General features: G+C 67.7%; 13 protein-coding genes. 4 read left to right on the forward strand and 9 right to left on the reverse strand.

Annotated elements, in window-relative coordinates:
* The 4 genes from FB547_RS08275 to FB547_RS08290 form a co-directional block, all read right to left on the reverse strand.
* A complete protein-coding gene (locus FB547_RS08275; RefSeq protein WP_145741225.1) occupies positions 1 to 1011 on the reverse strand; it encodes a LacI family DNA-binding transcriptional regulator in 1011 nt (336 codons plus the stop codon).
* 172 nt (positions 1012 to 1183) lie between these two features.
* On the reverse strand, positions 1184 to 1696 hold the full coding sequence (gene lspA, locus FB547_RS08280) for a signal peptidase II (protein WP_145741227.1): 513 nt from the start codon (positions 1694 to 1696) through the stop codon (positions 1184 to 1186).
* A complete protein-coding gene (ileS, locus tag FB547_RS08285) occupies positions 1696 to 4545 on the reverse strand; it encodes an isoleucine--tRNA ligase (protein WP_145741228.1) in 2850 nt (949 codons plus the stop codon). The genes lspA and ileS overlap by 1 nt, the downstream gene beginning before the upstream one ends.
* 122 nt (positions 4546 to 4667) lie before the next feature.
* A complete protein-coding gene (locus FB547_RS08290) occupies positions 4668 to 5705 on the reverse strand; it encodes a bifunctional riboflavin kinase/FAD synthetase (protein ID WP_145741230.1) in 1038 nt (345 codons plus the stop codon).
* A gap of 166 nt (positions 5706 to 5871) precedes the next feature.
* On the opposite strand from FB547_RS08290, the gene FB547_RS08295 reads away from it, so the two are divergent.
* Positions 5872 to 6432 carry an HNH endonuclease gene (locus FB547_RS08295; RefSeq protein WP_012746419.1) on the forward strand — a complete coding sequence of 187 codons (561 nt, stop codon included), beginning with the start codon at positions 5872 to 5874 and terminating at the stop codon, positions 6430 to 6432.
* Here the strand turns inward: FB547_RS08295 and FB547_RS08300 are convergent.
* From FB547_RS08300 to FB547_RS08315, 4 genes are all read right to left on the reverse strand, one after another.
* Complete coding sequence (locus FB547_RS08300; protein ID WP_145741232.1) at positions 6429 to 7217, reverse strand: enoyl-CoA hydratase; 789 nt, start codon at positions 7215 to 7217, stop codon at positions 6429 to 6431. The two genes, FB547_RS08295 and FB547_RS08300, sit on opposite strands and share 4 nt — an antisense overlap.
* Before the next feature lie 22 nt (positions 7218 to 7239).
* Positions 7240 to 8592, reverse strand: coding sequence for an alpha/beta fold hydrolase (locus FB547_RS08305; RefSeq protein WP_145741233.1), 1353 nt, complete (start codon positions 8590 to 8592; stop codon positions 7240 to 7242).
* Positions 8593 to 8676: 84 nt separating this feature from the next.
* Positions 8677 to 9792, reverse strand: coding sequence for an acyl-CoA dehydrogenase family protein (locus FB547_RS08310; protein ID WP_145741235.1), 1116 nt, complete (start codon positions 9790 to 9792; stop codon positions 8677 to 8679).
* A 12-nt stretch (positions 9793 to 9804) separates the two neighbouring features.
* On the reverse strand, positions 9805 to 10986 hold the full coding sequence (locus FB547_RS08315; protein ID WP_145741236.1) for an acyl-CoA dehydrogenase family protein: 1182 nt from the start codon (positions 10984 to 10986) through the stop codon (positions 9805 to 9807).
* A gap of 138 nt (positions 10987 to 11124) precedes the next feature.
* Here FB547_RS08315 and purN point away from each other — a divergent pair, with 138 nt between their 5' ends.
* Together purN and FB547_RS08325 are read left to right on the forward strand one after the other, a co-directional pair.
* The gene (gene purN, locus FB547_RS08320) at positions 11125 to 11721 is read left to right on the forward strand and encodes a phosphoribosylglycinamide formyltransferase (protein ID WP_145741238.1); all 597 of its coding nucleotides are present in this window, start codon (positions 11125 to 11127) and stop codon (positions 11719 to 11721) included.
* Positions 11722 to 11756: 35 nt separating this feature from the next.
* Entirely contained in the window at positions 11757 to 12077 is a 321-nt protein-coding gene (locus tag FB547_RS08325; protein WP_145741239.1) for an I78 family peptidase inhibitor, read from the forward strand.
* A 25-nt stretch (positions 12078 to 12102) separates the two neighbouring features.
* Here FB547_RS08325 and FB547_RS08330 read toward each other — a convergent pair whose 3' ends face one another.
* The gene (locus FB547_RS08330) at positions 12103 to 12351 is read right to left on the reverse strand and encodes a DUF1653 domain-containing protein (protein WP_145741241.1); all 249 of its coding nucleotides are present in this window, start codon (positions 12349 to 12351) and stop codon (positions 12103 to 12105) included.
* Between the two features lie 47 nt (positions 12352 to 12398).
* On the opposite strand from FB547_RS08330, the gene FB547_RS08335 reads away from it, so the two are divergent.
* Positions 12399 to 14252, forward strand: coding sequence for a M48 family metalloprotease (locus tag FB547_RS08335; protein WP_145741242.1), 1854 nt, complete (start codon positions 12399 to 12401; stop codon positions 14250 to 14252).
* Positions 14253 to 14258: the final 6 nt, after the last annotated feature.

The following is a 14258-nucleotide window of genomic DNA, read 5'->3' on the forward strand; positions in this document are numbered from 1 at the left end:
TCAGTCGGCGGCGGTGTCGCGCGCGGCCGCGCACGACTCGCCGTCCCGGAAGAAGTACGGCAGCAGCAGGCTCGCATCGGCCTGCAGCGCGGTGCCGCCGGCCATGGCCTGGATCAGCAGTTCGACGCTGCGGCGGCCGATGTCGTCGTTGGGCTGGGCGATGGTTGTGAGCGCCGGCGTCAGGTCTTCGCCGATCGCGATGCCGTCGAAGCCGATGACGCTGAGGTCGTCCGGCACACCAAGGCCGTCCAGGTGCGCGGCGCGGATGCTGCGGATGGCGAGCAGGTCGTTCGAGCAGACCAGTGCGGTGGGCCGGCCGGGCGCCTGCAGCACGCCGGCGAGCGCATCGACCGCGCTTTCGACAAAAGGCACCTCGATCAGCGGCGGCGCCTTGAGCCCGGCATCGGCCATGCCCTTGCGGTAGCCGCGATAGCGCTGCTGCGCGCGGTCGGACGCGGCGAGCGTGCCGCTGACCATCGCGATGCGGCGATGTCCCAGCAGCACCAGCCGCGCCACCGCATCGGCCACGGCCGCCTCGCCATCGACGGTCACGCAGGGATGCTCGGGGTGCCTGTTGTAGGCCAGCACGTAGGGCGTGCCGGTGCCGCGCAGCCGAGCGAGCGCGGCCGACGTGGACGGATTGGAGACCACGAGGATCAGCCCGTCGACATTGCCGGCCAGAAGCAGGTGGACCGCGCGTTCTTCCTCGTCGAGCTGGTAGCCCGTGGTGACGGGAATGATCGCGTAGCCGCCGGCAATGGCTGCCCGCGCAATGCCCTGCAGGCATTCGGCAAAGGTCGGATTCAGCAGGGTCGGCAGCACCACGCCCAATGCACGGCTGCGCTGGGTGCGCAAGGTGCGCGCGCTGGCATTCGGCACGTAGTCGAGTTCACGCGCGACGCGCTCCACCAGCTCCCGCGTGGAGCGGGTCACCTTGTCGGGGAAGTTGAAGGCCCGCGACACGGTGGCCACGGAAACCCCGGCTTTGGCTGCAACGGCTTGGATGCTCATTCGTGCGGTGTCATGTAATCGATTACATTTCACCGCGGCAGTATGACCCCGCTATGACAGGCCGTGAAAGTGGGGAGAAACCCTCGCGTTGTGTTGGAGGCCCGTCTTGCCCCCTCTCCCCCTCCGGGAGAGGTTTGGGGTGAGGGCGGACGGCCTCTAAAGGACGCCGAACCTACTTCCCGCGCCGAACCCGCCGTATCTCATCCAGGACCAGGCAGATCGCTCCCAGCGTGATCGCACTGTCCGCCGCATTGAAGGCCGGGAAGTACCAGTCACCGACGTGGAAGCTTAGAAAGTCCACCACGTAGCCGTGCATCATCCGGTCGATCACATTGCCGATCGCGCCGCCCAGGATGCAGGCCATCGAGAACGAAAACAGCTTCTGCCCCGCATGCGACTTCAGCATCCAGACGATGAACACCGCGGCCGCCACGCCAATGGCCGTGAAGAACCAGCGCTGCCAGCCCGAGTGGTCGGCCAGGAACGAGAACGCGGCGCCCGTGTTGTGCGCGCGAACCACGTTGAAGAAGCTCGTGACGTAGGTTGCGTCACCGAGCTTGTAGTAGCCCAGGATCAGCGTCTTGGTGAACTGGTCGATGATCAGGATGATCGCCGCCAGCCCGAGCCACGGCCAGATGCTGCCGCTGCGCGAGCGCGATGCCGACATGGAACGTGCGGCCGCCATCAGGCAAAGCTCCGCGGCTCGCCGGCACCGAACAGGTTGCTCGTGCAACGGCCGCAGATCGTCGGATGCGCCGGGTCGTGGCCCACGTCGTCGCGGTAGTGCCAGCAGCGATCGCACTTCTGCGCGCTGCTCGGCGTCACCACCGAAGACAGCGCCTCGCCCGCCGCCAGTTCGATGGCGGAGGTGATGAAGACGAACTTCAGGTCGTCGCCCAGCGACTCCAGCAGCGCGAAGTCGCCGGCCGCTGCGCTGAGCCGCAGGTTGGCCTGCAGCGACGAGCCGAGCTTGCCTTCGGCGCGCACGGCCTCGATGTCCTTGTTGACCACGTCGCGGATTTCGCGGATGCGGCCCCACTTGGCAAGCAGTGCTTCGTCGGGCGCGTCGAATTGGCTGTACGTCTGCGCAAAGATCGACTCGCCCGGCTTGCCCGTGCTCACGAACTTCCACGCCTCTTCGGCCGTGAAGCTCAGGAACGGTGCCATCCAGCGCAGCATCGCCTGCGAGATGTGCCAGAGCGCCGTCTGCGCGCTGCGGCGCGCCCGCGAGCCCGGCGCGGTCGTGTAGAGCCGGTCCTTCAGGATGTCGAGGTAGAAGCCGCCCAGGTCTTCCGAGCAGTAGATCTGCAGCTTGGCCACCACCGGATGGAACTCGTACACCTTGTAGTGCGCAAGGATCTCGGCCTGGAACTGCGCCGCGCGCGACAGCGCATAGCGGTCGATCTCGAACAGCTCCTCAAGCGGCACCGCATCTTTCGCGATGTCGAAGTCGCTCGTGTTCGCCAGCAGGAAGCGCAGCGTGTTGCGAATGCGGCGGTAGGCATCGACCACGCGCGCGAGGATCTTGTCGTCGCCCGCAATGTCGCCCGAATAGTCGCTTGCGGCCACCCACAGGCGGATGATTTCCGAGCCCAGCTTGTTGCTGATCTCCTGCGGGTCGATGCCGTTCTTGAGCGACTTGCTCATCTTGATGCCCTTGGCATCCACCGTGAAGCCGTGCGTAAGCAGGCCGCGGTACGGTGCGCGGTCTTCCAGCGCGCAGGCGATCAGCAGCGACGAATGGAACCAGCCGCGGTGCTGGTCATGGCCTTCGAGGTACAGGTCGGCTTCGGGGCCGCTCTCGTGGTGCACGTTGGGGTGCGTGCCGCGCAGCACGTGATAGAAGGTCGAGCCCGAGTCGAACCACACCTCGAGGATGTCGGTGCTCTTGGTATAGCTCGGTGCATCTTCGGCGCCCAGGATGTCTTCGACGGTGACGCGGCTCCAGGCCTCGATGCCGCCCTTCTCGACGATGTCGGCGGCCTGGTCGAGGATCTCCATCGTGCGCGGATGCAGCTCGCCCGAATCCTTGTGCAGGAAGAACGGGATCGGCACGCCCCAGCTGCGCTGGCGGCTGATGCACCAGTCGGGCCGCCCGGCGATCATGTCGTGCAGGCGCGCCTTGCCGTTCTCCGGGTAGAAGCTGGTCTGTTCGATGGCGTCGAGCGCGGTCTGGCGCAGCGTCTTGGGCGCCTTGTCCTTGGTGAACACGCCTTCGCCCTCGTCCATGCGGATGAACCACTGCGCCGCGGCGCGGTAGATCACCGGCGTCTTGTGCCGCCAGCAGTGCGGGTAGCTGTGGGAGATGGTCTCGGTGGTCAGCAGCCGGTTGGCGTCGCGCAGCGCGGCGATGATCACCGGTACCGCCTTCCAGATGTTCTGCCCGCCGAACAGCGGGAAGTCGGGCGCGTAGCTGCCGTTGCCCTGCACCGGGTTCAGGATGTCGTCGTAGGCCACGCCGTGGGCGATGCAGGAGTTGAAGTCGTCCACGCCGTAGGCCGGCGACGAGTGCACGAGGCCGGTGCCGTCGGTGGCGGTGGCGTAGTCGGCCAGGTAGATGGGCGACAGGCGCCGATAGCCCGCGTCCACGTCGTACAGCGGATGCTCGAATTCGAGCCCGCCGAGTGCCTCGCCCTTGACCGTGGCCAGCACCTTGCCGTCGAGCGCATAGCGCGTCATGCACATCTCGACCAGCGAGTTGGCGAGGATCAGCAGGCCGCGCTCGGTGTCGACCAGCGAGTATTCGATCTCCGGATTCAGGTTGATCGCCTGGTTGGCCGGGATGGTCCACGCGGTGGTGGTCCAGATCACGGCAAAGATGTCGCCGAGGATCGTGTGGTCGGTCCCGAAGGCCTTGAGCACCTTCTCGCGGTCATGCGCCTTGAAGGCCACGTCGAGGGTCTGGCTCTTCTTGTCCGCGTATTCGATCTCGAACTCGGCCAGCGACGAGCCGCAGTCGAAGCACCAGTACACGGGCTTCAGGCCGCGGTAGACGAAGCCGCGCTCGATCACGCGCTTGAACGCGCGCAGCTCGCCGGCTTCGTTGGCGAAGTCCATCGTCTTGTAGGGGTGGTCCCATTCGCCCAGCACGCCCAGGCGCTGGAAGTCGGCCATCTGCTGCGCGATCTGTTCCGTGGCGTAGGCGCGGCTCTTGGCCTGCATCTCGTCGCGGCTCAGGTTGCGGCCGTACTGCTTTTCGATGGCGTTCTCGATCGGCAGGCCGTGGCAGTCCCAGCCGGGCACGTAGAGCGCGTCGTAGCCTTCGAGCTGGCGCGCCTTGGTGATCATGTCCTTGAGGATCTTGTTCACCGCGTGGCCCATGTGGATCTGGCCGTTGGCGTACGGCGGGCCGTCGTGCAGGATGAACTTGGGCGCGCCGTGGCGGGCGTCGCGCAGGCGGTGGTAGCGGCCTTCTTCGTTCCATTCCTTGACCCAGCTCGGTTCGCGCTTGGGCAGGTCGCCGCGCATCGGGAAGGGGGTGTCGGGCAGGTTCAGCGTGGAACGGTAATCGGTGGGGGAAGCGGCGTCAGACATGTTGGGGTGCGAAACAGAGGGGCTTCGACAGGCTCAGCCCGAACTGCATTTGAGCGGTCGGTGCGGAAGAAAAGCCGTTCGCCCTGAGCTTGTCGAAGGGCGGCAGCACGGTGCGTGCAGGGCTAAATTCGATCGCGCGTGGTCTGGCGGTGGGTTTCGGCGTGGGTCGACGCAAAGAACGCGCGCGCGTCGCGCCCATCCTTCGCGATGCCCGCAGTCAGGGCCTCGAGGCTGGTGTAGCGCAATTCGTCGTGCAGTTTGTGCAGGAGTTCCACGCGGACGATTTTACCGTAGGCCCCTTCGGCACCCAGATGCGAGGGCCACTCCAGGCAATGCGTCTCCAGCAGCACGCGGCCCGCGTTGACGTCGTTGGCATCGAGCGACGGCCGAACGCCGAGGTTCGCCACGCCGGGCAGCGGCTGGTCGGCCAGCCCGTGCACCAGCACCGCGAAGATGCCGCTGGCCGCCGGCTTCCAGTGCTTGAAGCGCAGGTTGAGGGTGCGGAACCCGTCGTCCTTGCCGGGCGCCGAGGCGCCCAGCGCGCGGCCGAGCTTGCGGCCATGGACCACGTGGCCCGAGATCGTGTAGGGCCGGCCGAGCAGATGCTGGGCATCGGCCATGCGGCCCTCGGCCAGCGCCTCGCGCACGGCCGAACTGGAAACGCGCAGGCCGTGGACCTCGTAGCTGTTCATGCGCGCCACGTCGAAGCCGTGCGCATCGCCGGCCGCGTCGAGCATGGCGTAGTCGCCGGCCCGCCTGGCGCCAAAGCGGAAGTCGTCTCCCACCAGCACGTAGCGCGCGCCCAGGCCGTCGATCAGCACGTTCTGGATGAAGGCTTCGGGCGACTGGGAGGCCAGCCGGCCGTCGAAGGGCAGCACGACCGTCTGCGCCACGCCGCAGGCCGCGAGCTCGGTGAGCTTGTCGCGCAGCGTGCCGATGCGCGCGGGTGCCAGGTCGGGTTTCCTGGTGACGGCGGCGAAATAGTCGCGCGGGTGCGGCTCGAAGGTGAGCACGCAACTGGGCAGCCCGCGATGGCGTGCCTCGGTCTGCAGCAGCGCCAGCATGGCCTGGTGGCCACGGTGCACGCCGTCGAAATTGCCAATGGTGAGGGCGCAGGCCGGAGCCACGCCCGGGTGCCGGAAGCCGCGGAAAACCTGCATGGGTGGGTATCTTTTTGATAGCGCCTTTTGCCCGTCGAATGGGCACATCAGGCCGTTTTGTCACAAAGCCGGTATATTGTGACTCAGTGCGTCGCCCGAAGGGGTCTCCGGCGCGCTGCGTGTCCCTGGTCTTTCCGTGATTCTTCCCTTTTTGAGGAGGCGTGTGGTGAAGGTCTTGAAGCTGTCGGCCCAAGGGCTGCCCCAGTCATGGATATCGCTCGAACAGGCGGTCATCCACTATGCAGCGGACGAAGTCCGCTGGGAGGTGGGCGCGCAGGTGGCCGTGTTCCGTGGCGGCCACAATGCCATCACCGGCCAGCAATCGCAGATCGCGATCAACAGCATCATCGGCACCAAGGGTGTGCCGCGCATCAATCCCTTCACCCAGCGCCCGGGGCTCACCAACAGCAAGCTGTTCTCGCGCGACCGCAACATTTGTGCTTACTGCGGCGGGCATTTCCACGAAGACGAACTCACCCGCGAGCACATCATTCCGTTCGCGCAGAACGGCATCGACACCTGGATGAACGTGGTCACGGCCTGCCGGCCCTGCAACCACCGCAAGAGCAGCCGCACGCCCGAGCAGGCCAACATGCCGCTGCTGTACGCGCCCTACGTGCCCAGCCTCTGGGAAGATTTCATTTTGCGGAATCGCCGCATCCTGGCGGACCAGATGGAATTCCTGATGGCGCACCTGCCGCAGAGTTCGCGGCTGCACGACACCTAGCGCTTCCAGTCGGGCGGACGCTTCTCGATGAAGGCCTGGACGCCTTCGAGCGCACTCTCGTCCATCATGTTGCAGGCCATGGTCTGGCTGGCGTCGGCCAGCGCGGCCTCGATGTCGGTTTCGAGCTGCCGGTAGAACAGCGCCTTGCCGAGCGCGAGCGCCTGGCGCGGTTTGGCGACGATGCTCGCCACCAGCGCCTCCACCGCGGCGTCAAGCTGGCCGGGTGGCGCCACCCGGTTGACCAGGCCCTTCTCGCGGGCTTCCTCCGCGCCGATGAATTCGCCGGTCACCAGCATCTCGAAGGCCTGCTTGCGGCCGAGGTTGCGCGACAGCGTGACGCTCGGGGTGGCACAGAACAGTCCCACGTTCACGCCGCTGACCGCGAAGCGCGCCTCGGTCGCGGCCACCGCCAGATCGCACACCGCGACCAGCTGGCAGCCCGCGGCCGTCGCAATGCCGTGCACGCGCGCGATCACCGGCACGGGCAGGCGCTGGATCGACAGCATCATGGCGCCGCAGCGCTCGAAGAGCCGCTGGTAGTAGCCGAGGGAGGGTTCGGCGCGCATTTCCTTCAGGTCATGGCCCGCGCAGAAGGCCTTGCCCGCCGCCGCGATGACGACGGCGCGCACCGTGTCGTCGGCCGCAATGTCAGCGAGCGCCTGTTCGAGTGCGCCGAGCATGCCTTCGGAGAGGGCATTGAACGAGGCCGGGCGGTTCAGCGTCAGCGTGGCCACGCCGCGCGCATCGCGTGCCGCCAGCACGAAGGGAGAAGTCGTGTCGTTCATGTCCTTGGCCCTCGTCGATCAGTCAGTAGGTCAATTCGAGCACCGTCACGTGCTGCTGCGCCGCAGGCCAGGTCAGGCCGGTGATGCGCTCCGCGTTGAATTCACCGGTCACGGCGCGCTGCGGTTGCGCGGCGGCCAGGCGCAACCGCGAACTCGACACGCCGGAGCCCCTGGGCGGCACGCCGGGCGGCGGGCTCTGGCCGTCGAAGCGCATGGTGTCGCGCTCTGCATCGAAGTAGCCGCGGGGCCGCGTGAAGACGACGACCACCTGGGCGCTGCCATCGGCCGGCGCGAGGCGTTCGGGGCGCAGGTTCACGACGCGGCTGCTGCGCGGAAACGGGCTGCGGTAGATGTGCGTGATGCCGTAGCCGGGTGCGCTGAGCACGAACTCGTAGGCCGTGTCGCCGCGCGCATTGAACGGACCCCAGCGGCCATCGGCGCCGATGCTCTTGCTGTGCACCGCATCGCCGCGCCGTGCGCCCGTGGCCGGATCGATGGCATACACGGTGACCTGCCCGCCATTGAGCGAAAGGTTCTCCGCGCCCAATGCACGGCCGTCGAGCACGACGCTCGCCTCGGGTGCCACCGCCGTGCTGCGCGGCGCTTCGCCGGTCAGGAACTGCCAGGTCGCCGCGAACGCGGCGGGCGAGAACGAGGTTTCCCGGTGGTCCACGCGCGGCAGCACCACGTTGGTCGCGCCCTTGAGCGCGGGGCCGTCGAAGCCGATGTTCGTCGGCTGGCCCGGCACGCCGATCCACACGCCGTCGGGCTGGGCGTACTTGTCGTTGTTGTCGGAGCGCAGCGTGAGCCACTTCACGCCCGGCGTGACTTCCTCGCCGTTCGGCCCCTTCGGCGCATTGAGCTGCTGCATGAAGCCCGAGAGCCCCGAGAACTCGTTGTTCTCGCGGAAGCCCTTCACCGCCCAGATGCCGTGCGCCGGATTGCCGCCCAGCACCACGTGGCTCACGACGGCTGCGCCGCCGCCGTTCTGCACGTAGTTGCGGATCGTGTTGCCGCCGCGCGAATTGCCGATCAGCACCACCTTGCCGGCGCCCGTGGCCTTCAGCACCTTGTCGACCTCGGCCTTCAGGAACACGGCCGAATCGGTGGTCGAGCTGCGGCCCGGCTGCGCCACGGCATCGTCGTCGCGCGCCAGCGGATAGGGCTGGTCGAGCGCGAAGAGCCGGTCGCGCGGCCAGCCGTTCGATTCGAAGCGCCAGATGGTGGTCAGCCACAGTGCGGCCGAATCGCCGTTGCCGTGCATGAAGACGATCGGGGGGCGTTCGGTGTACGAAGGCGAGGGAGCGGTGGCGCAGGCGGTCAGCATGGCGGTCGATGCGAGCCCGAGGGCCAGTAGGGTGCGGCGTGATGGCATGTGAGGTGTGTTCCTGGCAGGTTCCAGTAAGAACGCCCGCCGGCGCAAGGCGGGCGGGCGTTGGATGCTATGGGAAAAACAGCGTCAGGCGAAGACGCCGGCCGTGTCCTGCATGCGCGCCGACACTTCGCCCAGGTGGTGCAGCGTGTCGCCGAAGGTCATTTCGAGCTGCGTGAGCTTGCGGAAATAGTGGCTGCCGATGTATTCGTCGGTCACGCCGATGCCGCCATGCAGCTGCACCGAATTCGCGGCGACAAAACGCATCGACACGCCGAGCTGGTACTTGGCGCGCGCCAGTGCCTGGCGCCGCTCCTCAGCCGGCGCATTGAGCTTGAGCGTGGCGTAGTAGCTCATCGAGCGCGCGAGCTCGAGCTGCATCTTCATGTCGGCCACGCGGTGGCGCAGCGCCTGGAAGGTGGAGATGGCCACGCCGAACTGCTTGCGCTGGTTCATGTAGTCGACGGTGAGGGCCACGGTCTTGTCCATCACACCCACTGCTTCGGCGCAGGTGGCGGCAATGCCGACGTCCACCGCATATTCGAGCGCGGCCAGGCCGTCGGCCGTGACCAGCGTGGCGTCTGCCTTGTCGAACACCACCTCGGCCGCGCGGCTGCCGTCCTGCGTGCCGTAGCCGCGGGCCTCGACGCCGCTCGCGCTGCGTTCGACCAGGAAGAGGGCGATCTTGCCGTCGGCCTTGGCCGGCACCAGGTAGGCATCGGCTTCGTCGCCCACGGGCACCACGCTCTTGGCGCCCGTCAGCGACCAGCCGTCGCCGGCCTTCACGGCCTTGGCGTCGCACAGGTCGAGCCGGTAGCGCGACCTGCGTTCCTGGTAGGCCAGCACCACGATGGCCTGGCCGCCGGCAATGCGCGGCAGCCAGTTGTCCTTGGTGTCGGCACCGGCATAGCCGCTGAGCACGGCGCCGGCGATCAGCGTCTGCGCAAAGGGCTCCAGCACGATGCCGCGGCCCAGCTCTTCCATCACCACCATGCCAGCCACCGGGCCCATGCCCAGGCCGCCGTCGTCCTCGGCGATGTAGAGGCCGCCCAGGCCGAGTTCGGCCAGTTCGTCCCAGGCCTCGCGCGAGAAGCCGCCGTGGGCCTCGATGCCGCGGCGGCGTTCGAAGTCGTAGCCCTTGTCGACCCACTTGCGAACGGCGTCGCGCAGCTGTTCCTGGTCGTCGGTGAAATTGAAATCCATGTTCTTGTCTCCTCAGCCCAGCACCGTCTGAGCGACGATGTTGCGTTGCACTTCGTTCGAGCCGCCGTAGATGGTGGTCTTGCGCATGTTGAAGAAGGTCGATGCGAGCGGCGCAAGGGCAGGGTTGCCGCCCGGAAAGTTGCCCTGCCAGCCGGCTTCCATCGCTTCGCGGATGAGCGGCAGCGAATAGGCACCGCCCGCCAGCATCATCAGTTCGCTGTAGCGCTGCTGGATCTCGCTGCCGCGGATCTTGAGCAGGCCCGCGACGTCGAGCGAGTTCTTGCCCGAGGTGGCGGCCGAGAGCACGCGCAGCACCATCATCTCGAGCGCGACGATGTCGACCTCGAGCTTGGCGATCTCGTCGCGGAAACGCTGGTCTTCATAGACGCCTTCGCTCTTCGCGATGCGCTTCAGGCGCTCGAGCTCGCGCTTGGCGCGGTTCACGTCGGCGATGTTGGTGCGCTCGTGCGAGAGCAGGTGCTTGGCGTAGGTCCAGCCCTTGTTCTCCTCGCCGATCAGGTTCTCGGCCGGCACCTCGACGTTGTCGAAGAACACCTCGTTCACTTCATGGCTGCCGTCCAGCAGCTTGATCGGCCGCACCGTGACGCCGGGCGACTTCATGTCGAGCAGCAAAAAGCTGATGCCGGTCTGCGGCTTGCCCTCGTTGCTGGTGCGCACGAGGTTGAACATCCAGTCGCCGTACTGGCCGAGCGTGGTCCAGGTCTTCTGGCCGTTGACGATGTACTTGTCGCCCTTGCGTTCGGCACGGGTCTTGACCGAGGCGAGGTCGGAACCCGAGCCCGGTTCGCTGTAACCCTGGCTCCACCAGACCTCGCCGCTCGCGATGCCGGGCAGGAAGCGCTTCTGCTGCTCGGCATTGCCGAAGGCCATGATCACCGGGGCGACCATCACCGGGCCGAAGGGGATGATGCGCGGCGCGCCGGCCAGCGCGGTTTCTTCCTCGAACAGGTGGCGCTGGATGGCGGTCCAGCCCGGGCCGCCGAATTCCTTCGGCCAGCCGTAGCCGAGCCAGCCCTTCTTGCCGAGGATCCTGGCCCAGCCCTGCAGATCGTCGCGCGTCAGTTCGAGCGCGTTGTGCACCTTGTGCGAAATCTCTTGGGGAAGGTTTTCCCTGACCCAGGCGCGAATTTCTTCGCGGAACTTCTGTTCTTCGGGCGTGAAGCTCAAATCCATGCGTGCCTCGCTGTGTTGATCGTGCCGCCGCAAACGGCGCGGCGTGTCTCCGGAGCTTCGAGTTTTAGCACGGTCGTGCTGTGAATCGGTGTCCGCGCGGCGACAACGCGGGCGGAGCACAGATAATCCCGGCCTCCCATGAAGAACATCGTGATCCTGATTTCCGGCGGCGGCTCCAACATGGCGGCCATCGTGCGCGCCGCCGAGCGCGACCGCTGGTCCGAGCGCTTCGGCGCCCGCATTGCCGCGGTCGTCAGCAACAAGGCCGAAGCGGGCGGGCTCGCGGTCGCCAGAACGCACGGCATCGCAACCGCCGTAGTCCCACACAAGGAGTTCGCGACGCGCGAGGCTTTCGACGAGGCGCTGGCGAAGGCGGTCGACGCGCATTCGCCGGCGCTGGTGGTGCTGGCGGGCTTCATGCGCATCCTGACGCCGGGCTTCGTCGGGCGCTACGCAGGCCGGCTGGTCAACATTCATCCTTCCTTGCTGCCGGCCTTTCCGGGGCTGAACACGCACCAGCGGGCGATCGACGCGGGCTGCAAGGTGGCCGGCGTCACGGTGCACCAAGTCACGACGGAACTCGACCATGGCCCGATCCTGGACCAGGCGGTGGTGCCGGTGCTGCCGGATGACACGGCCGCCACGCTGGCCGGCCGGGTGCTCGCGCAAGAGCATCAGTTGTATCCACGCGCCATTGCTGCGTGGCTTGCAGATACATCAAGTCACACGTCTTAAATTTGTTTATATTCGCGGGTTTTCGGGAGCATGAATTGAAAACCCAATCGCTACTGTCCGCGGTCGCCGGCGCCATCCTGCTGTCGGCCTGCGCCGCGCCAGCCCCTGCACCAACCCCTGCATCCGCATCCGCTGCACCACCCGAGCCGGTGTTCCAGTGCAATGCGGACGGCGCGCGTTTCGCCGTTGGCCAGCCGCTGTCGCCCCAGCTCGAGGCCGCCGCCCGCGTGCGCGCCGGTGCGGGCACGGTGCGCGCGCTGAAGCCCGGGGAGGCGGTGACGATGGAACTCAACGGCGGGCGACTGAACCTCGATGTGGACGCACGCGGCCGCGTGACGGACGTTCGCTGCGGCTGAGGCGCGTCGGGGCCGGTGCCGTCGGCTATGTAGCGTTGCGTACCGGCGCGAAGCGCCGATGGCGAACGCCATCGATGTCCACGGTGCCCTCGAACATCGCGGCCGGCCGGACCCACAGCCCCTTCGCGCCATAGAGCGCGCGGTACAGCGTCATCGGTTCCAGCGTTTCGCTGTGGCGCACGGTGCCCAGTACCTCGTATTCGCCGCCCTTGTAGTGCCGGTAGCGGCCGGGCGGTGTCTCGATCAGGGGTGGCAGGTCGTTGTCGTCGTTCACGGTCTAGCGTGCCTTTCAAACGGTAGGGTCGGAGGGAGGAGAGTCGGATGGATCGCGCTGATTTTGTTCACCTCGTCAGGCTGAGCGAGCATGCCAGCGCGGACCACAGCGCGCGCTACCGGCGCGGCGTCGCGGCCTTTGCCGCCCTCGGCTATCTCTGGGTGCTGGCCTGCCTTGCGCTTTCCGTCGGCATCATCGCCTGGGTCGCGCTGGCTGCCGGACGCGGGCGTTTCAGCTTCACGCGCGGCTGGCTGCTGCTGTTCGCCCTGGGCCTGCTCTGGGCCACGCTGCGCGCGCTCTGGGTCCGGTTCGACGAACCCGAAGGGCGCGAGCTTTCTCGTGCGGATGCGCCGGCGCTGTTCGAGGCGCTCGAGCGCATCCGCAAGAAGATCAAGGGGCCGCCGGTCCATCGCGTCTATCTCGACGACGAGTTCAATGCCAGCATCCGGCAGGTGCCGCGTTTCGGGCTCTTCGGCGGGGCGGTCAATTCCCTCAGCATCGGGCTGCCGCTGCTCATGATGCTGGACCGGCGGCGGCTGCTGTCGGTGCTCGCGCACGAGTATGGGCACCTGCGCGGCAACCACGGCAAGCTCAGCGCCTGGATCTACCGCACGCGCCTTTCGTGGCTGAAGCTGGACGCGAGCCTGCAGCGCGACGAAGGCGTGATGGCGCTGGTGTCGCAGGCGTTCTTCCGCTGGTACTTTCCGCGCTTCGCAGCCCGGACCTTCGCGCTCGCGCGGCAGGACGAATACGAAGCCGACCGCATCTCCGGCCGCCTGCTGGGCACGCCCGTGGCCGCGGCCGCCTTGACCGAAATAGCCATCAAGGCCAGCTGGTATGCCGATGAGTTCTGGGCCTCGCACTGGGCGCGCGCCGAACGCGAGCCGCAGCCGCCCGGTCCCTTCGAAGCCCTGAGGGAGCGTGCCGCCACGCCGCCGGACGCCGAATTCGCGCGCCAGGCCCTGCGCGACGCCATGCGGCGCGTCAGCGATCTGGACGACACTCATCCGGTGCTGCGCGACCGGCTCGAGGCGCTCGGCCAGAAGGCCGTGGTGCCGCCGTGGTCGGCCGAGCCGGCATTGGGCATGCTGGCCGACAGCGCCAGGTGGATCGCGCATTTCGACAACCAATGGCGCCGCGCCCATGCCGGCGACTGGAAGCAGCACCACGCGCATCGTTCGCGCCTCCGCGAGCGCGTCGAGCTGCTCGCGGCGCGGGGAGAGCGCAACACGCCCGACGAGCTGGTGGAGTGGGCGGATGCCGAACGCCGGCTCGATCCGGCCGCCCCGGTGCGTGCCCGCTATGAGCGCGCGCTCCAGGTCGCGCCCGAGCACTCCGGCGCGCTGCGCGGGCTGGCCCAGATGCTGCCCCTGCGCGACCGCGCGGCGCGCCTGGCCGTGCTCGAGCGCCTGTACGGCGCCAGCGCGGCGAGCCGGTGGTGGGCCGCAAAAAATGCCGTGGCCGCGCTCGAGGACCCCGATGCAGGAATGCACGACGAGGAAGCGCTCAAGCTGTGGCGCGGCCGCCTGAAGGAGGCCGAGGAAGCCGAAGCCCGCGCCTGGGAAGAGATCACCGAGACGCCCTTCTTCAGCCAGATCGCCCGGCACGACCTGAGCGACCACGAGCTGGGCGAACTGCGGGCCGACCTCGCGCGCTGCCTGCCCATTTCGCGGGCCTGGCTGGTGCGCAAGAACCTGCGCGAGTTTCCGTGGCGCCGGGCCTATGTCGTGTTCGTCGAACTGCCGGGGCTGGACGACGGCGACCGCTGGCAGCTTTGCCGCCAACTCGAACAGACGGTGAGCCTGCCGGGCGCGGCGCTGGTGCTCTGGGCCGGCCATTCGCCCACCCTGGCCGAAATCGAGCGGCAGGCTTTCGGGGCGATCTGGACGCGCACGGCGTAGCAGGCC

Origin of the sequence: Variovorax beijingensis, from assembly GCF_007828835.1 — a bacterium.
Taxonomy (GTDB): Bacteria; Pseudomonadota; Gammaproteobacteria; order Burkholderiales; family Burkholderiaceae_C; genus Variovorax; species Variovorax beijingensis_A.

What these genes read in the sequence shown, in the direction of transcription:
- FB547_RS08300 (WP_145741232.1), bottom strand. Translation starts at nt 7,217, where the DNA reads ATGAACGACACGACTTCTCCCTTCGTGCTGGCGGCACGCGATGCGCGC.
- lspA (WP_145741227.1), bottom strand. Translation starts at nt 1,696, where the DNA reads ATGGCGGCCGCACGTTCCATGTCGGCATCGCGCTCGCGCAGCGGCAGC.
- FB547_RS08315 (WP_145741236.1), bottom strand. Translation starts at nt 10,986, where the DNA reads ATGGATTTGAGCTTCACGCCCGAAGAACAGAAGTTCCGCGAAGAAATT.
- FB547_RS08275 (WP_145741225.1), bottom strand. Translation starts at nt 1,011, where the DNA reads ATGAGCATCCAAGCCGTTGCAGCCAAAGCCGGGGTTTCCGTGGCCACC.
- FB547_RS08310 (WP_145741235.1), bottom strand. Translation starts at nt 9,792, where the DNA reads ATGGATTTCAATTTCACCGACGACCAGGAACAGCTGCGCGACGCCGTT.
- FB547_RS08290 (WP_145741230.1), bottom strand. Translation starts at nt 5,705, where the DNA reads ATGCAGGTTTTCCGCGGCTTCCGGCACCCGGGCGTGGCTCCGGCCTGC.
- ileS (WP_145741228.1), bottom strand. Translation starts at nt 4,545, where the DNA reads ATGTCTGACGCCGCTTCCCCCACCGATTACCGTTCCACGCTGAACCTG.
- FB547_RS08305 (WP_145741233.1), bottom strand. Translation starts at nt 8,592, where the DNA reads ATGCCATCACGCCGCACCCTACTGGCCCTCGGGCTCGCATCGACCGCC.
- FB547_RS08335 (WP_145741242.1), top strand. Translation starts at nt 12,399, where the DNA reads ATGGATCGCGCTGATTTTGTTCACCTCGTCAGGCTGAGCGAGCATGCC.
- purN (WP_145741238.1), top strand. Translation starts at nt 11,125, where the DNA reads ATGAAGAACATCGTGATCCTGATTTCCGGCGGCGGCTCCAACATGGCG.